This window comes from Pseudomonas sp. MAG002Y (genome assembly GCF_019400845.1).
Classification (GTDB): Bacteria; Pseudomonadota; Gammaproteobacteria; order Pseudomonadales; family Pseudomonadaceae; genus Chryseomonas; species Chryseomonas luteola.
This window is the reverse complement of sequence record NZ_WOEJ01000011.1, coordinates 161,020-183,131: the sequence shown is the minus strand read 5'-3', so window position 1 is coordinate 183,131 and position 22,112 is coordinate 161,020. Positions and strand designations below refer to the sequence as shown.

General features: G+C 57.2%; 21 protein-coding genes. 10 read left to right on the top strand and 11 right to left on the bottom strand.

Annotated elements, in window-relative coordinates:
* Window positions 1-11: 11 nt before the first annotated feature.
* On the bottom strand, window positions 12-935 hold the full coding sequence (locus GM154_RS16845; protein WP_074827799.1) for an aspartyl/asparaginyl beta-hydroxylase domain-containing protein: 924 nt from the start codon (window positions 933-935) through the stop codon (window positions 12-14).
* Between the two features lie 259 nt (window positions 936-1,194).
* Here GM154_RS16845 and GM154_RS16840 point away from each other — a divergent pair, with 259 nt between their 5' ends.
* Complete coding sequence (locus tag GM154_RS16840; protein ID WP_010797461.1) at window positions 1,195-1,734, top strand: DUF2058 domain-containing protein; 540 nt, start codon at window positions 1,195-1,197, stop codon at window positions 1,732-1,734.
* Between the two features lie 16 nt (window positions 1,735-1,750).
* Here GM154_RS16840 and GM154_RS16835 read toward each other — a convergent pair whose 3' ends face one another.
* From GM154_RS16835 to GM154_RS16825, 3 genes are all read right to left on the bottom strand, one after another.
* Window positions 1,751-3,094, bottom strand: a complete 1,344-nt coding sequence (locus tag GM154_RS16835; protein WP_219652853.1) for an HD domain-containing phosphohydrolase — start codon at window positions 3,092-3,094, stop codon at window positions 1,751-1,753.
* A 118-nt stretch (window positions 3,095-3,212) separates the two neighbouring features.
* Window positions 3,213-3,857 carry a YciC family protein gene (locus tag GM154_RS16830; protein ID WP_219652852.1) on the bottom strand — a complete coding sequence of 215 codons (645 nt, stop codon included), beginning with the start codon at window positions 3,855-3,857 and terminating at the stop codon, window positions 3,213-3,215.
* Window positions 3,858-3,892: 35 nt separating this feature from the next.
* Entirely contained in the window at window positions 3,893-4,471 is a 579-nt protein-coding gene (locus tag GM154_RS16825; RefSeq protein ID WP_219652851.1) for a cysteine hydrolase family protein, read from the bottom strand.
* A 132-nt stretch (window positions 4,472-4,603) separates the two neighbouring features.
* Between GM154_RS16825 and GM154_RS16820 the strand changes: the two genes are divergently transcribed.
* The 3 genes from GM154_RS16820 (at window position 4,604) to GM154_RS16810 (ending at window position 7,534) form a co-directional block, all read left to right on the top strand.
* Window positions 4,604-5,959 carry a Gfo/Idh/MocA family protein gene (locus GM154_RS16820; protein ID WP_219652850.1) on the top strand — a complete coding sequence of 452 codons (1,356 nt, stop codon included), beginning with the start codon at window positions 4,604-4,606 and terminating at the stop codon, window positions 5,957-5,959.
* A gap of 179 nt (window positions 5,960-6,138) precedes the next feature.
* Window positions 6,139-6,894, top strand: coding sequence for a DUF2076 domain-containing protein (locus GM154_RS16815; protein WP_219652849.1), 756 nt, complete (start codon window positions 6,139-6,141; stop codon window positions 6,892-6,894).
* 133 nt (window positions 6,895-7,027) lie between these two features.
* A complete protein-coding gene (locus GM154_RS16810; RefSeq protein WP_112297893.1) occupies window positions 7,028-7,534 on the top strand; it encodes an NYN domain-containing protein in 507 nt (168 codons plus the stop codon).
* A gap of 3 nt (window positions 7,535-7,537) precedes the next feature.
* Here the strand turns inward: GM154_RS16810 and GM154_RS16805 are convergent, their stop codons facing one another.
* Window positions 7,538-8,011, bottom strand: a complete 474-nt coding sequence (locus GM154_RS16805; protein ID WP_219652848.1) for an Lrp/AsnC family transcriptional regulator — start codon at window positions 8,009-8,011, stop codon at window positions 7,538-7,540.
* 295 nt (window positions 8,012-8,306) lie between these two features.
* Here GM154_RS16805 and yedA point away from each other — a divergent pair, with 295 nt between their 5' ends.
* Window positions 8,307-9,242 (top strand): drug/metabolite exporter YedA, encoded by a 936-nt coding sequence (gene yedA / locus GM154_RS16800; RefSeq protein ID WP_073450362.1) that lies wholly within the window; start codon window positions 8,307-8,309, stop codon window positions 9,240-9,242.
* Here yedA and GM154_RS16795 read toward each other — a convergent pair.
* A complete protein-coding gene (locus GM154_RS16795) occupies window positions 9,226-10,365 on the bottom strand; it encodes a glutathione-independent formaldehyde dehydrogenase (protein ID WP_074827779.1) in 1,140 nt (379 codons plus the stop codon). The genes yedA and GM154_RS16795 overlap by 17 nt on opposite strands.
* A gap of 308 nt (window positions 10,366-10,673) precedes the next feature.
* Here GM154_RS16795 and GM154_RS16790 point away from each other — a divergent pair, with 308 nt between their 5' ends.
* The gene (locus GM154_RS16790; protein WP_219652868.1) at window positions 10,674-11,990 is read left to right on the top strand and encodes a DEAD/DEAH box helicase; all 1,317 of its coding nucleotides are present in this window, start codon (window positions 10,674-10,676) and stop codon (window positions 11,988-11,990) included.
* A gap of 52 nt (window positions 11,991-12,042) precedes the next feature.
* Here GM154_RS16790 and GM154_RS16785 read toward each other — a convergent pair whose 3' ends face one another.
* Window positions 12,043-12,513 (bottom strand): hemerythrin domain-containing protein, encoded by a 471-nt coding sequence (locus GM154_RS16785; protein ID WP_010797473.1) that lies wholly within the window; start codon window positions 12,511-12,513, stop codon window positions 12,043-12,045.
* Window positions 12,514-12,650: 137 nt separating this feature from the next.
* Entirely contained in the window at window positions 12,651-13,886 is a 1,236-nt protein-coding gene (locus tag GM154_RS16780; protein WP_219652847.1) for a TIGR03862 family flavoprotein, read from the bottom strand.
* Between the two features lie 129 nt (window positions 13,887-14,015).
* Between GM154_RS16780 and GM154_RS16775 the strand changes: the two genes are divergently transcribed.
* Complete coding sequence (locus GM154_RS16775) at window positions 14,016-15,341, top strand: FAD-binding oxidoreductase (RefSeq protein WP_139208851.1); 1,326 nt, start codon at window positions 14,016-14,018, stop codon at window positions 15,339-15,341.
* Here GM154_RS16775 and GM154_RS16770 read toward each other — a convergent pair.
* The 3 genes from GM154_RS16770 to GM154_RS16760 are packed head-to-tail and all read right to left on the bottom strand — an operon-like array spanning window position 15,338 to window position 18,533.
* Window positions 15,338-16,264 (bottom strand): histone deacetylase, encoded by a 927-nt coding sequence (locus tag GM154_RS16770; RefSeq protein ID WP_219652846.1) that lies wholly within the window; start codon window positions 16,262-16,264, stop codon window positions 15,338-15,340. The two genes, GM154_RS16775 and GM154_RS16770, sit on opposite strands and share 4 nt — an antisense overlap.
* A gap of 14 nt (window positions 16,265-16,278) precedes the next feature.
* On the bottom strand, window positions 16,279-16,917 hold the full coding sequence (locus GM154_RS16765) for an exopolysaccharide biosynthesis protein (protein ID WP_233432208.1): 639 nt from the start codon (window positions 16,915-16,917) through the stop codon (window positions 16,279-16,281).
* Window positions 16,914-18,533: a histidine kinase famiy protein gene (locus GM154_RS16760; RefSeq protein WP_074827851.1), complete on the bottom strand. Its 1,620-nt coding sequence runs from the start codon at window positions 18,531-18,533 to the stop codon at window positions 16,914-16,916. The genes GM154_RS16765 and GM154_RS16760 overlap by 4 nt, the downstream gene beginning before the upstream one ends.
* 287 nt (window positions 18,534-18,820) lie before the next feature.
* Here GM154_RS16760 and GM154_RS16755 point away from each other — a divergent pair, with 287 nt between their 5' ends.
* The 3 genes from GM154_RS16755 (at window position 18,821) to tesB (ending at window position 22,020) form a co-directional block, all read left to right on the top strand.
* Entirely contained in the window at window positions 18,821-19,417 is a 597-nt protein-coding gene (locus GM154_RS16755) for a GNAT family N-acetyltransferase (protein WP_010797479.1), read from the top strand.
* Window positions 19,418-19,433: 16 nt separating this feature from the next.
* Window positions 19,434-21,041 (top strand): nitroreductase family protein, encoded by a 1,608-nt coding sequence (locus GM154_RS16750; RefSeq protein ID WP_074827765.1) that lies wholly within the window; start codon window positions 19,434-19,436, stop codon window positions 21,039-21,041.
* Window positions 21,042-21,159: 118 nt separating this feature from the next.
* Window positions 21,160-22,020 carry an acyl-CoA thioesterase II gene (gene tesB / locus GM154_RS16745; RefSeq protein WP_074827763.1) on the top strand — a complete coding sequence of 287 codons (861 nt, stop codon included), beginning with the start codon at window positions 21,160-21,162 and terminating at the stop codon, window positions 22,018-22,020.
* The last annotated feature ends 92 nt before the right edge of the window (window positions 22,021-22,112 follow it).

Here is a 22,112-nt window from a genome sequence, read left to right as displayed (position 1 = left end):
GCACAGATGGATCAGCCGAATATCCACTTCAACAGCAGGACAAAGACCAGGATGGCCAGTACAGGCTTGAGCACCTTGTATGCCTTGGGGTGGCGACGCTTGAAGCTGCGAACCATGCCACCAAAGGCATCACCGAAGCGCTTGCTGAAGGCATAGGCCTGGTTGATACCGCCTACACGTTCTCCATCAACGTTCTGAGGCGCAGTGGCGCTGCCCAGGAAATGGCTGACGCGACGGTTGATGGCAGTCAGCAGACGCGAGCGGAGCGGACGTTCGATATCGCAGAACAGGATGACCCGCGTCTGCTCCGTTTCGTTCTTGACCCAGTGCACGAAGGTCTCGTCGAACATGACGTCCTCACCATCCCGCCAGGCGTAAGGCTCGCCATCTACGTAGATCCGGCAGGCATCCGAATTGGGAGTCGAAAGTCCCAGATGGTAGCGCAGGGAGCCGGCGAAGGGATCACGGTGCGGGTTCAGATGGCTGCCGCCGGGCAGCAGCGCAAACATGGCACCTTTTACATTAGGGATGCGACTGACCAGTTCGACGGTCTTGGGGCAGAGCGTCTGGGCTGAAGGCAGCGGCTCGCCATACCAGGTCAGGTAAAAACGCTTCCAACCCTTCTTGAAGAAAGAGCCAAAGCCCGCATCGTTGTTTTTCTCGGCGGCGCGAATATAGCCTTCGTCGAACAGGTGCATGGCCTCTTCACGAATGACCTCCCAGTTGTCCTTGAGCACATCCAGTTCCGGGAAACGCTCACGATCAAGGTAAGGCTTGGAGGGTACGCTAGAGAACAGATACATCAGGGAATTGTAGGGCGCGAAGACCGCAGAATGATTGACCAGCTGACGCAGGAATGGCAGGCGTGAGCGGCCGCGCAGATGTACGAACAGTACGCTGGCAACGAATAGGGCAAGAATAATAAAGGTAATCATGGGGCTCGGCTTTTCAGGTTGAGCTGGTTAGCAGGCTAAGCATTTCAGTGGCGTAGTGTGCCAATATTAACGCGCTGACTGTATGGTGGTGATTATTTCACTCTATACCCATGCTTGCACTGCGCAAAATCAATGCACAGGATGGTTGGCGAACATTGACGATTCCGATTGTCGGCTGGCCTAGGGGCCGACCGTCCGGGTACTATGCGTCTTTTAACGTAACATGCCCGCCCGACGGGCTTTAGAACGAGTTGCACCCATGAGTATGTCTTTGCGCGACCAGCTCCTGAAGGCGGGTTTGGTCAACGAGAAACAAGCCAAGCAGGCTACCAAGCAAAAGCAGAAGCAAACCCGTATGGAGCACCGCGGGCAGGCTGAGAAGGATGAGTCCCAGAGACTGGCTGCCCAACAGGCCCAGGCTGAAAAGCTTGCCCGGGATCAGGAGCTTAATCGTCAACAGGAAGAAAAGAAGCGGCGCAAGGCTGAGCAGGCTCAGATCAAGCAGTTGATCGAAGGGAGTCGCCTGCCAAAGCTTGAAAGCGACGATTACTATAATTTCGTTGATGAGAAGAAGGTCAAGCGCGTCCCGGTCAATGCCTTGATGCGTGAGAAGTTGAGCAAGGGTAGCCTGGGGATCGTGCGACACGAAGGCCGTTATGATGTAGTACCCCGCGCAACGGCTGAGCGCATCCAGGAGCGTGACCCGCGTCGGGTCGTGTTGCTCAATGTGCAGAATGAAGCGCCAGATGCGGACGATCCATACGCGGCGTATCAGATTCCTGACGATCTGATGTGGTAAGCCAGGATCCGGCCGCTTATGCGGCCGAGTCTCTTTGGGCAGGAAGCCTGGCAAGCACTGTGTAATGTCCGCCTTCGATTTCTTCGAATGCGATCAATTTATCAATCAGAGGCAAGGTCAGCACCTTACCTTCATTCAATAACAGCATGCCGTTATCAGCATGAAGGTTGCTTGCCAGGATCATGCCGGCCCTGAGCTGGTGTGTGCTCAGCGCATGGATATTAGGATCACCAATTCGTACGTGGGGCAGACAGTGTATGCAGGTCTTGATGAAGGGTTCTACGAGTTCAGGATCGTACAGTTTGCCTGCGTATTTACGTATGAATAGCAACGCCTCATCGTGACTCAGGCGTCTATCCATGACCAAGCCCAGCTGTAGCTCGACGAAGTCGATGGCAAGCTTGAGTAACCGAGCGCCTAACGGAATTGCCTCACCCTTGAGGTGATCTGGAAAACCGTTACCGTCCCAGCGCTCCTGATGATGACGAATCAGGTGGGCGCTATCCTGCAGAGGCTCAAGCGCCATCAATAGGGATTCGCTCTTGGCCGGATAATGGCGGTAGGTTTCTCGCTCGTTGGGATGCAAGTGTTCGTAGGGCGTGGTAATCAGCGCATCGCTCCACGGCAGTTTTCCAATGTTGTATAGCGCAGCCGCCATTGACAAGACACGCGTGGTGCTCTCATTGAACGTATATTGCTCGCAGTAGGCACGTATCAAGGCGATAACTTGCGCATTCGCTTGCTTGTCCTTGGGCAGTCGCTGGTTGATAAGTAGGGAGAAGACTTCCGTACTGGTGACATAACTACGATGCAGCTCGGCGAAAGAGAGATCGAGCATGTCTGCCGTTTGCTGAAGCTCGGCAGTACGTGCCTCGACCCGTTTTTCCAGGGTCTCGTTAAGTTGGCGAAGCTGAGCGTTCTGGTCTCGAGTAAGCGCTTCGAGCCGATGCCGCTCATGTCGTGCCTGCTGATAGGCAAGTGCTTTCTGCACATTCAGCCGTAATTCCTCAGGGTGCCATGGCTTGCTGAAATAGTGATAGATCTCGCCTGCATTTATGGCATCGATCAATGTGGCAAGGTCTGGCTGGCTGGTCAGTAGAATACGTAAACAGCCGGGGTTGCGCGCTTGTACGGCAGCCATAAAGGAGGCGCCATCCACACCTGCGATAAGCGCGTCGGAAATAACCAAATCAATAGGGTGCTGATCCAGTAGTGCTAGCGCTTCTGGTCCATTATGGACGGCATAAACCGTACAACTCAGGCTGGCTAGTAAAGCTTCAAGGTGAGAGAGGGTGCTGGTGTCTTCATCAACGAGCAGCACGGTAGGCGATGATACAGGGACAGTCAGGAGCTCGCTCATCGCGACATACTCCGCAAGGCTGATCAGGCGTATTTATTGTTATGGCGGGATCCAGCCCCGCCTGTATGGGAGGACCCGCCTTAAGGGTAGCGGCCGCCTGGCTTGAGACTCGATGGCTTCAAGACGAACGGTCAGCCATCATGAACAGGCGAAATATGGCGATCGAAGAGATGAGCTGGAGCAGACCAGACAGGCTCTGCAAAATGATTTGCAGGGCTGGCGTATCGCCAAATTGACTACTGATCCAGGCATCCAGTAGCCAGGCGGGTAGAAGCGTGATTAGGATCAGTGGCAGCAGGGTCAGGAAATGTCCGCGAGTCTTCTGGAAGCTGGCGCTCATGGCCTCCAGCGGGGCCATGCCACGCAGGACCAGCATGGGCTCGGCAAAGGCAAACTTCACCATGACCAGAAAACCCGGCACGATCATCAGCGAAAAGCCGAGCACGACCAGCGAGGCCACCAGGCCCGCCATGATGGCGAAGCGGGGCCATAGACGAAGGGCATGACCCCACAGCTCGGTAATCGGAGGCATATGGCCGTGGCTACGGGCATTCAGAAACAGGATAAGTGAGCCGGTGTAGATCGGATAGAACATTACACCAACCAGCAGCTCCCAAAGGCCTCCTTCGGTCCCGAAGTGCTGAACCACCTGCCAGCGTGCCACGCTTTCTATGATCAGCCAGGGCAGGCAAAGGATCAGCAGCGAAACCAGGTGGCGGGAGAAAAAATACAGTGCATCGCGCAGGATATTGAAAGGCGTCATGACTCGCTTGTCCGATAAGAGCGGAACGGCTTTTGTCAGCCGTTTTCTGACAGGGTAAAACCGAGGCCTGACAGCAGCTGGGCTGCCGTCATGACGTCGGCATATTCTCGTTGCAGGTTGGACATGGCCATGGCGTGAACCTCTTCGGCGCTTCGGGGAGTGCCATAAAAGTCCGTCTTGGCAAAGGTGTAGCAGGCATCCTCCACTACACGCGTGGCAAACCCCAGGTTGCTGGCCGTCCGGGCAGTTGCTTCCACCGAATTCTCGCTGGCTACGCCGGTAATCACAACCTGCTTGATGCCGCGGGTATGTAGCCAGCGCTCAAGGCCGCTATGGATAAAGGCATCGGTAACGTTCTTCTCAAAGACCATTTCCTGGGGCAACGGGCACAGGCGCGGCTGAAACGCTACGCCTGGCTGGCCTGGTGCGAAAACAGATTGCGGATCACGTGAGATATGACGCACATGAACGATCGGCCAATGTTGTTCACGCCAGACCATGAGCAGGGCCGCGATCCGCTGCTCAGCTTCGGGGTGGTTACGTGGTCCCAGCGCAGGTGACTGGATACCTTGTTGCTGGTCAATGATCAGTAGGGCAGCGGGCTCTGTGGTCATGAAAGCGCTCTAAGGTGGGGAGCTGGAAACTGTACACGCCCTTGGTCGGTTGTCCATGTCTTGTAACAAACGCGAGGAACTTGCGCGTTTCGCAGGCCTTCTGAACACAAAGCCTACTTTCAGGAGAGCCTTATGAGCAATGCGTCAGATGGTCTGGGCGGACGTCGTAAATTTCTCATATATGCCGGACAGGGTGCGGTAGCAGCCGGTGTGCTTGGTCTGGCCAGCAACAGTGCCTGGGCCCAGAATACGGCTGGCGCTGCCCAGGCGGTGCCTACGGGCGGGGCGGGCCAGCCAGCAGAGCAGTTGCCCAAGCCCATTACACTGCCGCATATGCAGGAAGGCAAAAGCGACAAGACGGACATGCCGGTTCAACTGGGGCGTGATCAGCGTGTCGGGGTTGCAGTTGTGGGCCTGGGAAGGCTGTCGCTTGAGGAGATCCTGCCAGCTTTTGCGTCCTCCAAGCGATGCAAGGTGACCGCGCTGGTCAGCGGAGATCGCGAAAAGGCGATGCGTGTCGCCCAGATGTACAACGTGCCCGAAAGCGGTCTCTACAACTACCAGAGCTTTGATCAGATCCGTGATAACCCGGACGTGCATGTCGTCTATATCGTATTGCCCAACAGCATGCACCATGAGTTCACGCTGCGAGCCGCCAGGGCGGGCAAGCATGTCCTGTGCGAGAAGCCCATGGCCAATTCCGTAAAGGAATGCCAGGAAATGATCGAGGCCTGCGCTCAGGCCAATCGGTTATTGATGGTGGCTTATCGCATTCAGTATGAGCCGCGTAACCGCCAGGTAATGGAGTGGCTGCGCAACGGAACCGGGCTTGGCACTGTGAAGCTGCTGGAGATGGCGAACTGTCAGAATCAGTCCAAGGAAAATGTGGACCAATGGCGGCACAAGAAAGCCTTGGCCGGTGGTGGGGCCTTGCCGGATATAGGCCTGTATTGCCTGAACACCGCGCGCTTTCTGTTGGGCGAAGAGCCGGTCGAGGTGTTCGCCACGCAGTACAGCACGCCGGATGACCCGCGCTTCAAGGAAGTCGAGGAGGCCATGCTCTGGCAGATGCGATTCCCCAGTGGTGTACATGTGCAGTGCATGACCAGCTACTCCACATTCAATTCCAAACGCTATCGGGTCGTAGGGGACAAGGGATGGGTAGAAATGGACCCTGCGTTTTCCTACCGGAACCTTCAGCTCAAGCGCAGTCAGGAGTCGCAGAACACGACGGAGTTCGTCGCGCCGGTGGTGGAACAGATCAATGCCCCCGACAAGAACCAGTTCGCTATCGAAATGGACCATCTCGCCGAATGCGTCGTAACCGGTAAGAAGCCTTACACCCCCGGTGAGGAGGGACTACAGGATCAGCGCATCATGGAAGCCTTGTATGAATCGGCGCGAACCGGTCGGCCTGTAAAGCTGGATGAGGTCAAGCAGAAAGATGCCTTCCGCGGCACGCCGCCTAGCAAGGAGGCGTCGAGCTGAATCGATTCTGAATGGCTGCGGGGACAGGATTGAAATATCCGGGGCTGACCGGCATTTATAAAGGGCCGGTCCGCTGGTAGAAACCGATCTGCCAGCGGACCATGAGTCGATATTCACGAACACCTGTGCAGGTCTACGGCGCCTGGGTTTTCGTTTCTTGGCCGTCTTCGGGAGGTCACATGCAATCTGAAGAGAAACAACTGATCGAAGGCCTGTTTACGCGCCTCAAGGATGCGGAGGCTCAAACCGCCAGCCGCGACGCTCAGGCTGAAGCTTATATTCAGGAACGCCTGCATCAACAGCCCGCCGCACCGTACTATATGGCTCAGGTCATCCTGATCCAGGAAGCGGCACTCAAACGTCTGGATCAGCGGGTGCGCGATCTGGAATCGCAGGTGGCGCAGATGCAGCAGAACAAGCCGAGCAGCGGTGGCTTTCTGTCCAACCTGTTTGGTGGCGGCTCCCAGCAGGAGCAGTCGCGATCGCAGAGTCAGGCACAAGCTCAGGCATCTCGTGGTGGCTGGACCGACCCGGGCCCGCGTCAGGCGCCTTCCTATGGCCAGGCGCCTGGGTATGGTCAGCCTAATCCAGGGTATGGCTACAATGCCGCACCGGCTGCGCCCTCCAGAGCGGGCAGCTTTTTAGGGGGAGCAATGCAGACTGCTGTGGGGGTGGCCGGCGGTGTATTGCTGGCGGAAACTATTTCCAGCATGTTTCACGATTCCCAGCCGCAGGAAATCGTCAACATCATCAATGAAGAACCTGCGGCAGACTTGGCCAGCGATACTGGGAGCCAGGACAGTGGTTTGACGCCGGCCAGCGACGCTGGCGGCTATGATGATGGCTACGGTGACGGCGGCTTCCAGCAAGCCGACTACGGAAGCGACGACAGTGGCTTTTTTGACGATGGTGGGGATGACGATCAGTTCATCTAATCGACCGTTCGAAAGCAAAGGCAGCCCAATTGGCTGCCTTTGTCGTTTCAAGTGACCTATTCTGTAAAAACGGCTTCAGGCCGGTGGTAGAGGAGCGTATCGGGGCGGAGTGACCCGGATAGAAATGATCTTGATGTACGCGACGTTAGTCGATGGGAGTGTTGTGAAGAAGATTGCTGTGTTCGTCGATGTTCAGAATATCTATTACACGGTTCGCCATACGCATGGCTGCCACTTCAATTACGCGAACTTCCTAAAGGAAATCTCGCAACGGGGCGAACTGGTGTTTGCGTCAGCCTATGCCATCGAGCGAGGAGACAGCCGGCAACAACAGTTCCAGCAGATCCTGCGTAATCTGGGTTTTACGGTAAAGCTCAAACCCTATATTCAGCGCAGTGACGGTTCCGCCAAAGGCGATTGGGACGTAGGTATCACAATCGATGTGCTCGATGCTGCGCCCAAGGTCGATGAAATCGTCCTGGCTTCAGGAGACGGTGACTTTGACCTCCTGCTGGAGAAGGTCCGTGAGTGTTACGGCGTTCATACCCGTGTCTATGGGGCTCCTGGTCTCACGGCGCATGCCTTGATCCGGGCAGCGGACGAATACGTCGTCATCGAGGACGGTTTGCTGTTGCGCTGAACATCAGGCGCGGCGGATGGATCGAGCGTCCTCGACTGCCGGATACAGTTTGGCTGGAGTCTGTCTTTCGAAAGGCGTCGATAGAATGATCGACGTCTTGCTCATGCCGTAGCGCATCAGCCGATCGATGAGCGCCTCCAGTTCAGCCATGTCTGCCACGGCTGCCCGCAGCACGATACAGGACTCACCCGTTACGCGATGGCAGGCGATAAGCTGCGGAATCGCGGCCAGCTCATCGAACAGTTTGTCGCTGCTGGTTTTGGTCAGTGTTACTGAAATCAGACATTCGATTGGTTGGCCAAGGGCTTTGAGGTTGACCGACGCGTGATAGCCGGTAATGACACCGCTGGCTTCCAGTTTCGCGACACGTTCTGCTACCGCAGGCGCCGACAGATTAACTCGCTGCGCCAGGTCGGCAAACGAGGCTCTGCCATTTTCCAGTAAGGCATTGATGATCTGTCGGTCATAGTGATCCATACGTCCTCCTGTGACGGTTTGGAAACCTCGCCTGTTTTATCAAAAGACCTTTGAAACGAAGGCAGGGGTGCAGAAAAAACAAGCTTATCGCATTAACGCGCTCGCTTGCTCTTTCTAAACTAATGGTCTGGTTCGTAAGCCGCTGATTGACTCTGACCGTATTCAGGATTGCACGCTGCGCCTGGCCGAGAGGGCCGCTTCCTATAGCAAGGAGCCTGCTGCTTGAATACGTTTTCCGGTTCTTGATCACCCGTACGACTCAGCTACCAGGATTTCAATCATAAGAGTTGCCACCATGCCTGCCCGGGATAGCCGTTCGCTGTTGCTTTTGTTGTGTGCTTTTTTCGCGCTCTACGTTATTTGGGGCTCGACCTATCTGGTCATTCGCATCGGTGTTGAGTCGTGGCCGCCCTTGTTGATGGCCGGTTTACGTTTTCTGATTGCTGGCAGCCTGTTGTTTGTCTGGCAACTTTCCCGAGGAGCCCCCATGCCGACACGGCGTGAGTGGGTAGGTGGCGGCTTGGTCGGGTTTCTGCTGCTCAGTTGCGGAAATGGCGGTGTGACCCTGGCCGAACACTCGGGGGTTGCCTCTGGAGTGGCCGCGCTGGCCGTGGCTACGGTACCGCTCTTCACCTTGTGCTTCGGCCTGTTCTGGGGACAGCACAATACCCGGCTCGAATGGGCTGGGATTGGCTTGGGATTCATTGGCATTCTGCTGCTGAACCTGGGCGAGAACATGCAGACGACCCCCCTGGGGGCGGTGATTACCCTATTTGCAGCTGCCAGCTGGGCTTTCGGTTCAGTGTGGAGCCGTCATCTGCCACTGCCGGCAGGGCCGATGGCCAGTGCCGTCGAGATGATTGTGGGCGGAGGCATTCTATTCATTGGCAGCCGTCTCAGCGGTGAACCGTTGACCACACCGTCGACCATGGACGGCTGGTTGGCGTTGGGGTATCTCATCGTGTTTGGCTCGATCATCGCGTTCAGCTCTTACATGTATCTGCTAAAACATGTACGACCGGCCGCAGCGACCAGTTACGCCTATGTCAATCCGGTCGTGGCGGTGCTGCTGGGGATTGTGTTTGCCGGGGAAAGGATAGGTCAGGCGGAATGGATGGCCATGATAGTAATCGTGGCGGCTGTGATACTGGTCGGGCTTCCACAGTGGCGGGCGCGAGGCAAGGCTCGCAAAGCGAACCTTGCCGAGGCGGAAGTCAAGCCGCAGGCTTGAGCACCACTTTGGTCCAGCCATCGTCCCGGGCATCGAAATGCTTATAGGCGTCCGGGGCCTGGTCCAGCTTGAGGCTATGGGAGATGATCTTCGAGGGAGTGGCGCGTCCAGCATGAATCAGGGCGCTTAGGCGACGGTTGTAGGCCTTTACGTTGGCCTGACCTGTCCGAATCTGCTGACCCTTGAACCAGAACTGACCGAAGTCAAAGGCCATTTTGCCTTCCTTTGCCAGTTCATTCTGTGCGCCTGGGTCCTGCGGTATGAAAACACCCACTACGCCGATGCCTCCAGTTGCCTTGGTCGAGGCAACCAGATTATTCATGGTGAGGTGATTGGCTTCATGACCATGGCGGTCGCAGCATTGATAGCCCACACACTCGCAGCCGCGGTCCGTACCTCGGCCATTGGTTTTGTTGAGAATCTGTTCGACCGCCTCGCCTTCTGCGCCGTTGATGGCAATTGCCCCCAGACGCTCGGCCAATGCGAGCCGGTCAGGGTGCGTGTCGACCACGAAGACCTGCGAAGCCCCTTTGATCATGGCCGAGTGAGCAGCCATCAGCCCTACAGGACCGGCCCCGTAGATGGCGACTGATTCACCCGGTAAAAGGCCCGCCAGTTCGGTTGCATGCCAGCCGGTGGGAAAGATGTCGGAGAGCATGACGTAATCGTCCTCTTTCTCCTGGGCATCTTCGGGCAGTACCAGGCAGTTGAAGTCGGCGTAGGGAACGCGCAGCAGCTCAGCCTGGCCGCCTTCATAAGGGCCCATTTCCGCAAAGCCATATGCCGCACCCGCACTACCGGGGTTGGCGGTCAGACAGAATCCGGTCAGGCCTTTTTCGCAGTTCTCGCAAAAGCCGCAGCCGATGTTGAAGGGCAGGCATACATAATCACCGACCTTGACGCGATCAACACCCGAGCCGATTTCGACTACCTGACCCAGATTTTCGTGGCCCAGGATGCGGCCTTGTTCAAAACTGGTACGGCCTTCATACATGTGAAGGTCAGAGCCGCAGATGTTGGTAGTAGTGATACGCACCAGAGCATCTGTAGGTTTTTCGATCTTGGCATCGGTGACATTCTTGATGCTGACATCACGAGGGCCGTTATAAACGACAGCTTTCATGGAGTCTCCTTGCTGGATTGTTCGATATCTGGCTGTGCCAGTCGAATTCATCAGATCCTTGATCGGTAAGGCCATACATGAGGGTTACCGCCTGAGACGTCCAGGGCATCCTTTAAGAGTTGGTCTGCACGAATAGCTGAGCGTTCAAGAAAAGATCCATTAAAGCGGCGTAACCCTCAAAACGGGGTGCAAAAGCGTTCATTCGGCAGGGCAGGAGTCGGCGTTTGTCTACCGCTCCGATGGCCGCGCTCGACGCTACGTTGCTTGGCGCCTACAATTTCGTCCTTTTCTTCATTGCGGTTAGCGTCATGACTTTTGCCGAACTCGGCCTGATCGAGCCTTTGTTGCGTGTGCTCGACGCGCTGGAACACACCACTCCGACTCCGATCCAGGCTCAGGCCATTCCTGCGGTACTCAAAGGCCGCGATCTGCTTGCCGCGGCCCAGACGGGTACAGGCAAGACAGCTGGCTTTGCTTTGCCGACACTGCAGCGCCTCGTTCAGGAGGGCCCGGCAGTCACGGCGAACCGAGTCCGTGCATTGATTCTTGTGCCAACCCGCGAACTCGCCGAGCAGGTTCACACCAGCGTACGTGATTACGGGCAGCATTTGCCGCTGCGTACGGCGGTGGTGTATGGCGGCGTCAGCATCAATCCGCAGATGATGAAGTTGCGTAAAGGGGTGGATGTGCTGGTCGCCACGCCAGGTCGTTTGCTGGATTTGTTCAACCAGAACGCTGTGCGCTTTGATCAGGTACAGACGCTGATCCTCGACGAAGCGGATCGAATGCTGGATCTGGGCTTTTCCCGCGAGCTGGGCGAGATTTTTGTCATGGTGCCCCAGCGTCGGCAGACACTTCTTTTTTCTGCCACGTTCTCTGAAGCCATTCGTGATCTGGCCAAGCCACTGCTGCGCGATCCGTTGACCATCGATATCAGTCCGCGCAACACGACCACCAAGAGCGTCAAGCAGTGGCTGATTCCCGTGGACAAAAAGCGTAAGGCGGAACTGTTCTGCCACCTTTATGCGCAAAAGCGCTGGGGGCAGGTGCTGGTATTTGCCAAGACCCGTAAGGGTGTCGACCAGCTGGTGGAAACGCTGACGCAGGAAGGTATTCGTGCCGAGTCGATTCATGGCGACAAGCCTCAACCGGCTCGTCTGCGTGCGCTGGCTCGGTTCAAGGCGGGTGAAGCGGATGTTCTGGTGGCGACTGACGTGGCCGCACGAGGTCTGGATATTCAGGACTTGCCGCTCGTGGTCAATCTGGATCTACCCATCGTGGCGGAAGATTACGTTCACCGTATTGGACGTACAGGGCGTGCCGGTGCGACCGGGGCGGCCGTTTCCCTGGTAGCTGCCGATGAAGTCGACCACTTGGCAGCCATTGAGACGCTGATTGGACAAACCATTGCGCGACGGGACGAGCCGGATTTCATTCCTGATCACAAGGTGCCGCAAACCGGTCCTGGTGGCGTTGTGATGAAAAAGCCGAAGAAGCCGAAGAAACCTAAGGTAGGCTCAGTAAGCGACGCTAAAAGCGGGAAGCCTCTGGGGCGCTGGATCGAGAACGACAAGCCGTCGGTAAAGCCGGTTCGCAAGATGCCTGGGTTCGGCAAGAAGAAGTAGATGATCGTGCAGTCTCTGTAACACCGTCCGGCGTTACAGAGACTGTCAGGGCTCAAGCCGCTTTGCGTGCGTTGAGCTCTTGCTTGAGCGACTTTTTGCGCTCCTGCATTTGTGTGCCCAGCTCGTCCAGCTGGGACGCCAGCAATTCCTGGGCATCCTTGAACATCTCTTCTTCTTCCTCTTCGATGTGATGCTCAAGCAGTTCCTTGACCACTTTCACGCGGCCAGAAAACTCCAGGCTATCAGGCGCTGTAGCCTTGATGTGCGGCAACACTAGCGAGTCGACTGCCCGATGCTCTTCAATCGCTTCGTAATACATCTTTGCTTCTTCTTTCTTGCCCGCCGCCTTGAACGCCGGATAGAAAATCTCTTCCTCGATATGCGTATGGAGTGTCAGCTCGTGTTCAAGCTTTTGCACCAGATCCTGACGCTTTTTTACGGCGCGCTCGGAGGTGCTGCTCAGCTGCTCAAGAATATCGAGAATGGTTTTATGATCGTTTTTCAGGAGGTCGATAGCATTCATGGTCAGGCTCTCTCATCATAAGGATAAGCACGGTAGTAAGCCTCGTCACGGGCTCTATGAGAGCTGACCATGGGCATGACGAGGCGGTTCGGGGCATCCGACAGGAGGGCTGTGATCAAGGCCGCACAATAAGCGGTTTACTGCTGCAGCCAGGCTGCAGCACCCAGGCCGGCGGTACGGCCAGTAGCAAAGCAGGCCGTCAGCAGATAGCCTCCCGTAGGCGCTTCCCAATCCAGCATTTCACCGGCACAGAACACGCCCGGCAGGGCATTGAGCATGAGCTGCTCGTTCAGCGCTTCGAACGGTACGCCGCCCGCCGAACTGATGGCTTCCTCGATAGGACGGGGACGGATTACAGTCAGGGGTAACGATTTGATCGCGGCTGCCAGATGCTGCATGTCATCAAACGCCTTGGCGGGAGCCAGCTCCCGCAGCAGGGCAGAGCGAGCGCCTTCCAGCCCGGCATGGGCACGCAGGTGATTGGCCATGGACTTGCCTTTGCGCGGCTTGCTTAGCGCCGCGGCAAGCGCGCTCTGTTCCTTGGTAGGCGCAAGGTCCAGGTATAGGGTGGCGGAGCCGGTACGGAGCAGTTCGGTGCGAATTTCAGCCGACAGGGCATAGACCAGACTGCCCTCAATGCCTGTCTCAGTCAGCACGAATTCGCCTTGGCGGCGAGTACCGTCTTTAAGCATCATGGCTACAGGCTTGATAGGCGAGCCGGCAAACTTGCTGCGTAAATGATCGCTCCACTGAGCGACCTCAAAACCGCAGTTGGCTGGTTGTAGCGGGGCAAGGGCAATACTCTGTTCCTCAAGATATCCTGTCCACACCCCATCGGAGCCCAGTCGCGGCCAGCTAGCTCCACCCAGGGCCAAGACTGTCGCTTCGGCGCGCAGGCAGGTTTCCCCAGCCGGAGTGGAAAAACGCAGGGCGCCGTGCTCGTTCCAGCCCAACCAGCGGTGCCGCGTATGAATGCGAACGCCTGCTTCCCGCAGGCGATGCAGCCAGGCTCGGAGCAGAGGAGCGGCCTTCATGTCTGTGGGAAAGACGCGGCCTGAGCTGCCGACAAACGTCTCGATGCCCAGCCCATGAATCCAATCTCGCAAGCTATGACTGTCGAATCCGTCGAGGCAGCGGGAAAGGGCGGTTTCACGCTCGCGGTAACGGGAGCGAAAGGCGGGTTGGTCTTCGGCGTGGGTAATGTTCATGCCGCCTACCCCGGCCAGAAGAAACTTGCGTCCGACTGAGGGCATACCGTCATATACGTCTACTGTTACACCAGTACCGGCCAGAACTTCGGCAGCCATAAGGCCGGCAGGCCCACCGCCGATAATGGCGGCGGTACGGGAATGAGTAGGCACGTGTGGGGACATGACAGCCATCGCAGGTAGAGAAAGCCCGCCAGTTTACCGCGAAGTACCAGCAGAATCCCGTTGGTGTACGATTGAACAGGGCATAGCTCTTGCGTGACTAACCGATTATCGATGAACGGAGCGTGGTGGATGGGACCCGAGGTTGATCTAGTCAAGGCGGATAAGGCGCTACCAGCCAAGGTTCAGGTCGTTGTGATCGGCGGAGGCATTGCCGGGACCAGCGCGGCATTGGCGCTGGCGCGGGAAGGCATTTCCGTGGTGCTCTGCGAGAAGGGTTATATCGCTGGAGAACAGTCCAGCCGCAACTGGGGGTGGGTGCGCAAGCTGTACCGTGACCCCCGCGAGATTCCGCTGGCAGTTGAAAGCCTGAGGCTCTGGGAGGGTCTCAATGAGGTTGTACAGGGTGAAACCGGTTTTCGCCGCTCCGGCATTTTGTTTTCGTCCGAATCCGAACAGGAGGAGGCCGACTATGAAAAATGGATCAGTGTGGCGCGTCAGCATGATATAGACGTGCGCATGGTGTCTGGCAGCGAGCTCAAGCAGTTGCTGCCAGCCGGCGAAGTCAGCTGGAAAAGCGGTATCTATTGCCCTACCGATGGGCGCGCCGAGCCCCAGAAAGCAGCACCTGCGATCGCAACGGCGGCCCAGCGGTTCGGGGCTGTCATTCTGACCGACTGCGCCGTGCGGGGGCTGGAGCTGTCGGCTGGGCGGGTCAGTGCAGCCATTACCGAACGAGGCCGAATTGCCTGCGAGTCCGTAATCCTGGCAGGTGGGGCTTGGTCGAGCCGTTTTCTGAAGGACCTTGGCGTGCGACTGCCACAACTCAAGGTACGCAACAGCGTACTGCGGACGGCGCCGCTGGAGGAGGGGCCTGACTGTACGCTCTGGACGCGCGACGTGGCATTTCGCAAACGCCTGGACGGTGGCTATACCATTGCCAATGGCAGCGTGAATATCGCTTCGCTGGTACCCGACAGCTTCCGCTTCTTTCTGGACTTTTTACCGACCTTGAAATCGGAATGGTCGAGCCTGCGGATCCGGTTTGACGAGCGCTTCCGCCAGGAATGGCATGAAGGCAAACCTGTCCCGCTGGATCGCCCGTCTCCCTACGAATACATGCGCGTGCTGGATCCTTACCCGGATCCTCAGCAGAACCTGAACGCCATGAATCAACTGGTTCGTCAGTTTCCAGTGTTTGCCAAGGCACAGATCGCCCAGCAGTGGGCGGGGCTGATCGACGTAACCCCGGATGCCGTTCCTGTTATCTCCGAGATTGATGCAGTGCCTGGATTGGTTGTGGCGACAGGGCTTTCCGGTCATGGGTTTGGCGTGGGGCCTGCGGTTGGGCAGCTGGCAGCAGACCTGGTAACAGGCGCCAGGCCGATCGTTGATCCTTATGAGTTCCGGTTTACCCGCTTTTCCGATGGCTCCAAGCCCAGACCCATGAAGCTCTAGCCCGGCGCAAGCCCACTAGCCCAGACTTTGGCGGCGCTGTGATGCAGGATGCCGTGCCGTCTGGCCAGCAGAGCTCGGTCCCGGTCGTAGCCGCCGCCAATCACGCCGACGACCGGGATGTCCCGGCTCAGGCAATGGCGGATGACGTATTCGTCCCGTGCAGCGATGCCTTCGTCCGTCAGCATGAGATAGCCCAGGGCATCGCTGGCGTGCACATCGACACCGGCATCATAGAGCACAACGTCAGGCTGGTAGAGAGGTAACAGGTAATTCAGTGCTTCCTCAACGGTATGCAAATACCCCGCATCACCCATGCCCTTGGGTAATGGAATGTCCCAATCGCTCTGTGCCTTACGTGCCGGGTAGTTGGTCTGGCAATGCAGCGACACCGTGACGGCATCGGGAACATGTTCAAGAATTCGGGCAGTGCCGTCCCCCTGGTGAACATCGCAGTCAAAGATCAGAACGCGTCCCGCCTTGCCGCTTTCCAAGAGATACAACGCCATGATGGCCAAGTCGTTGAAGATACAAAACCCAGCTGGGTAATCATGATGTGCATGGTGCGTGCCCCCAGCCATATGGCAGGCCAGCCCGTGTTGCAACGCCAGCTCCAGCGTCAATAGCGAGCCGCCCACAGCGCGAATGGTTCGTCGTGCCAGTGCCTCGCTCCAGGGCAGACCCAGCTGGCGCTGCTCGGCATGGGACAGCTCGCCGCCCATGTAGCGCTCGACATAGACCGGATCGTGAGCCAGGGCCAGCACTTCTGGCTTAGGCAATTCCGGGCGGTACAGGTTGTCAGCCGTCACCAGTCCGCTTTCGCTCAAGTGCTCATAGAGCAGGCGAAACTTCTCCATCGGAAACCGATGCTCGGGTGGAAAGGGTGGGCTGTAATCGTCGTGGTAAACCAGAGGAAGTGCTGTCATGAAAAGGCTGATGGCTAGAGCAGGAGACTGATGAGCAGCCAGACGATACCGCAACAGAATCCGCTGGCCAGCAGGAATATAAGTCCATCACGGGCAATCAACGAGATAGCGAACGCCGTCATGGCGGCTCCGGCCGTGGTATTGGCGAAGGGCACCAGATCCAGAACCGGCATGCATACCGCGACCCCAATGCAGAGCAGCGCCGTGATGTGCTGGAAGATACCCTTGGTTAGGAAGGTCAGACGTGGTTTCAAAAAGCGATCTACGAAACGTGCGGTAGGGTGCAGCATGCGCAGTGATTTTCGTAGCTTGCCACGCGGAACCTGACGTTTCAGTGCCCAGCGCGGCAGCCAGAAATGCTTGCGGCCGATGAGCAGTTGTACGCTCACCAGAACGACATAGATCGAGATGACGGTGGCAACACCAGGAATGCCCGTCAGGGGAGACAGGGCAATGATGCCTGCAAGCAGAAGAAGTGGACCGTAGGAGCGACTCCCGATGGCATCGATCAAGTGGCCCACGGAAACCTTTTCCGGGCTGCGCCCGACCTCTTCGAGGCAACTGAGAAAGGCTTCCAGACTGGCTGGTGAGTCACTTTCGGCGCTGCACTCGTAATGGTCGTCTTCCTCCATCACACCCTCATTGTCATTCATCCTGCTCCGTCCAGTATCTTCCTGACTCGACGCGCGAGTTCCAGGCGACCGTAGGGCTTGCTCAGCACTTCGAATTCAGAGGTATCCGTCTGCCCACGTTCCAGCGTGGTATCGGCATAGCCGGTCGTGAGCAGGACGCGGATATGAGGCCAGCGTCGGCGGGCTTCCTGGGCGAGCATTACGCCATTCATGCCGCCGGGCATGATCAGGTCGCTAAAGAGCATCTGGATATCGCCATGCTGCTCCAGGGTAGCCAGCGCTTCCTTGCCATTGTAGGCGACCCGAACCGAATAGCCGAACTCCTCAAGAATCGCCTGCGCCAGCGCTGCCACTTCTTCTCGATCATCCACAACCAGGATAGTCTCGTTACCGGGCTCCTCGCTGGTGCCATTGGATTCGGCAGGCTGCTGGATGATTTCACTTTGTGTCGTCGGGAAATACAGGCGGACCGTCGTACCCATACCGGCCTCGGAGTACACACGAACCGCGCCGCCGGACTGCTTCATGAAGCCATACACCATGGATAGACCAAGACCGGTCCCTTTGCCTTCTTCCTTGGTTGTGAAGAACGGATCGAGGACCCGTCCAAGCACTTCTGTTGGAATGCCCTCTCCGGTATCGGTAATGGCGATGCAGGCATAGCGGCCAGGAGTCAGGCCTCCGTAGGCCATATCCTCTGGCGTCACTTCAATGTTGCGGGTTTCGATCGTGACACGACCTTCGCCCCGCGATTCCATGGCGTCACGTGCGTTCGCCAGGATATTGATGAGCGCCATTTCGGCCTGGGTCGGGTCTATCTTGCAATTCCAGAGGTCAGGCGCCAGCCGAGTCGTTAGCTGATAGGGCTCTCCCAGCGTTCGATACAGCAGGTCGAGTCGCTCTTCAATCAGCTCGTTGATGTTCAACGTTCGACCGGTCAGGCGCTGCTTGCGGGCAAACGCCAGAAGTTGTTGCGTCAGTGTGGCCGCGCGATTGACCGCTTCCCGGGTGTTGTCGACATGGCGCTTGGCCTTTTCCCTGTCCATTTCCGGGCGATCCAGGTTGATCCGGAGAATGTCCAGATAACCCACCATGACTTGCAACAGATTGTTGAAATCATGGGCAATGCCGCCGGTGAGCTGACCCAACGCCTCCATTTTCTGGGATTGCCGCAAGGCCTCTTCGGCGTCATGGCGACGGCTGACATCCAGTTGCGAAGCAAAGAAATACACCAGCTCGCCTGCTTGGTTGTAGACCGGAGAAATATACAAGGCATTCCAGAAGGTCGAGCCATCTTTGCGGTAATTCAATAACTCGGTATTGCATTCATGACGGGACTCGACGCTTTCGCGGATCTGCCGGATGGTCTCCCGGTCCGTTTCCGGGCCTTGAAGAAAACGGCAGTTGCGTCCCAGTACTTCATGCTCTTCATAGCCCGTCGTTTTCAGGAAGGCGTCGTTGGCAAAAATAATGGGATTATCGTCCTGCCGTGGGTCGGTCACGATCATGGGCATGCGGGTCATTCTAACCGCAGCGAAAAAGATATCGCCTTGCTGGCTACGGACTTCTTCTGGCATACCCTTTACCACTTTATTGCGGTCGGCAGAATTGAGATTGTCCGAATTCTTGGAAGTCATGTGTGTGCAGCAGCCTGAAAAGAACGCATTAATGATGTAGGACCATTCGCCGGCCATATTGCTCAGTGAAGGTCAATACATTGGTCGAATTTAGAGATGTAGTTGTTAGGATTCGGCTAAATGCCAAGTTTCGGCAGATACAGGCGATGCTGCCGACGGGCGCTCATGATGACGATTCCTGCCGATCTCGCCAAGCGGTAGCCATTATCAAAAAACCGAACCGGCTTTACGGAATACTCTGGCTTCACAACAGTCCCAACATCAAAGGACCTTAAAAGAGGGTGGAGATGAGCCAGGCCTATCCCAAGGTGTTACGTACCGAACGTTTGATTTTGCGCCCCTGGCGCAATGAAGACTATACGCCTTTCGCTGCACAAAGCGCTGATCCTCGGGTAATGGAATTTTTCCCCAAATGCCTGAGTGAGGCTGAAACGCAGGCGCTGACCGAGCGTATCCAGGCACACTTCCATGATCATGGCTATGGCTGGTGGGCCGTAGAGGTCAGAAATGGCCCGCCTTTCATTGGGTATGTAGGGCTTGAGCATTCCAATTTCGACGCACCTTTTACGCCGGCGGTCGAGATCGGCTGGCGGCTGGGTGCCGAATATTGGGACGAAGGCTATGCCCATGAAGCTGCCGAAGCCGCGCTTGCCTTTGGCTTCGAGCAGGTAGGCCTGGAAGAGATCGTGGCGTTTACCGTGCCTGAAAACGAACGCTCCCGCGGCCTGATGGCACGATTGGGTATGCAGTACGATCCGGCCGACGACTTTGAACATCCAAACCTGCCGGAAGGCCACCCCTTGCGCCACCATGTTCTGTATCGACTCAGCCGCCATCAATGGATTAGTAGACTGGAAACTGGCGACAGCATGAATGCCTGTTAATGACAAAGAGGACTGCATGACCCCAGAAGACATCGTCAGAGCCTATCATTCGCTCAGCATGCACCGTCGTGAGGGCTATGCCCGCGGACCCGATGCGCTCGATTGGGCTAACCAACCTGCGCCATTCCGCCGTTATCGGGGATGCGAAGTCATTCCGTTACTGCGCCGTATGCTGGAGGATTCGCCTCTGTACGATGAGGTCTTTGCAGGCCCGGTAGGCGAGCCTGCCCCGCTGGATCCGGCCAATATCTCTCGGCTGTTTTATGACAGTTTGGCCATTTCCGCCTGGAAAGAGTCGGGCAGCAGCCGCTGGGCGCTGCGAGTGAATCCTTCCTCCGGCAATCTACATCCCACCGAAGCCTATGCCTTGCTGCCACCGGGGGTACTGAACGATCGTGCCTTGATGACACATTACACGGCCGATCTGCATGCCCTGGAAGTACGCGCCGAGCTCCCCGAAGTGCTGGATGAAGACATCATTGGCGCCTTGCCGCCGGGGAGCTTTTTGGTCGCACTGTCCAGTATCTATTGGCGTGAGGCCTGGAAATATGGCGAGCGAGCCTGGCGCTACTGTCAGCATGATATAGGCCACGCCTTGGCCGCCATTGCCATTGCTGCCGCCGCGCAAGGTTGGGAAACACGACTGATTCACGACGTGGCGGATGAAACGCTCGATGCGGCGTTTGGAGTTGATCGAGACGGCTTTGGTGAGCAGGAGCAAATGGAGGCGCTGCTCTGGATCGGTCCGCCGCAATCGGCCGAGCCTTCCTTGCCCGATAGTCTGTTCAAGCTGCTGAGTCAGTTGCAGCTCGCCGGCACGCCTAATCGACTTTCGCGAGAGTACGTAGAGTGGCCCGAGGTTGGGCGGATCGCTGCCGCATGCCGTGCGCCCAAGCGCTTGCCCTACGACATGCCTATTTCCCGGGGCGTAGTTACCCAGGAAAACGACCAGCTACTGCTGCGGCCATTGCTGCATCAACGGCGTAGCGCGCAGTCCATGGATGGTCGGACGGGCATTCTGTCTGATCTTTTCTTTGCCTGGCTAAGGCGTACATTGCCGGAGCAGGCACCGGTGCCTTTCCTGACGTTGGGCAAGCCTGCTCAGGTCGATCTTCTGATCTTTGTAAATCGCGTAGTGGGGCTGGAACCGGGGTTGTACTGGCTGGCGCGCAGTGAGGGAGAGCTCAATATCACCGCCCGAGCGGACTTACTCTGGGAGCGGGTAGAGGAGGCGGAGGGGCTCAGGTTGTTCCGGTTGCTCAAAGGGGCTGCTAGTGAGCTGGCTGGCTTGCTTTCCTGCGGCCAGGACATTGCGTCTGACGGTTGTATCAGTATCGCAATGATGGCTCGTTTCGATGATGCCCTTGCCCAGGGGGCTTGGTGCTATCCGCAGCTATTCTGGGAGACCGGACAGATTGGGCAGGTGCTTTACCTGGAGGCAGAAGCGGCAGGGCTTTCAGGCACCGGTATCGGTTGCTATTTCGACCCGCTGGTACATGACTTGATAGGGCTTGCGGATACAACCTGGCAAAGCCTTTATCACTTCACCATGGGACGCGCGACCGTGGACATGCGTCTGACCTCGCTGCCAGCTTATCCCGCGCCTGAGAACGACTTTGCCTGATGGGTGGCGGAGTCCTGGAGGGACGTCTTGCCGCTGCCGTTTCCTCATCATGGGGCTACGGCTTCACGACTGACTTGCGTATGATTTGGTCATTATCAAAACGACCACGGAAAACGTGATGAGCACAGTGCTGGATGATCTTGTTGCCTTGTTAAGCCTTGAGTCCATCGAGGAAAACCTCTACCGCGGTCGTAGTCAGGACCTGGGCTTTCCACAATTATTCGGTGGGCATGTGCTCGGTCAGGCCCTGTCAGCGGCGAGCCAAACGGTAGATGCGTCGCGTCAGGTGCACTCGCTGCATGGCTACTTCTTGCGGCCTGGCGACGTGACGATTCCGGTGGTGTATGAGGTGGATCGCGTCCGGGATGGCGGCAGCTTTACGACCCGTCGCGTCACGGCCATCCAGAAAGGCAAACCGATTTTCTTTTGCAGTGCCTCGTTCCAAGGTCTGGAACCCGGTTTTGAACACCAGAGCGAAATGCCGGACGTGCCCGATCCAGACTCGCTGGCGTCCGAGCTGGACTACATCCAACAGTTTGCCCAGTTTATCCCGGAGCCTACGCGGGAAAAGCTGCTGGCGCCAAAGCCCATCGAGATTCGCCCGGTCAAGGTGACCCATCCGTTTGATCCAGAGCCAACAGCGCCTGCACGCCATGTCTGGTTTAGGGCCAACGGGCAGCTGCCGGACAACCCTGCGCTGCATCGATACCTACTGGCCTATGCCTCGGACTTCAACCTGCTCCCGACGTCCTTGTTGCCCCATGGCATCAGCTACTGGAATAAGGAGATGCAGGTTGCCAGCCTTGATCACGCGATCTGGTTCCATCAGCCGCTACGGGTGGACGAGTGGCTGCTGTATTCCATGGATAGCCCATGGGCTGGGGGGGCGCGTGGATTGTGTCGTGGCAGCATATACAACCGAGCGGGTCAGCTTGTCGCCTCGGTTGCCCAAGAAGGGTTGATCCGCAAGCGCGTCTAAAAACAGTCGATATCTTGAAAAGGGCGGACGGGTTCCGCCCTTTTTTATGACACATCAATGAAATTTCCTGTACGACCAGTCTTTTGGCGTCA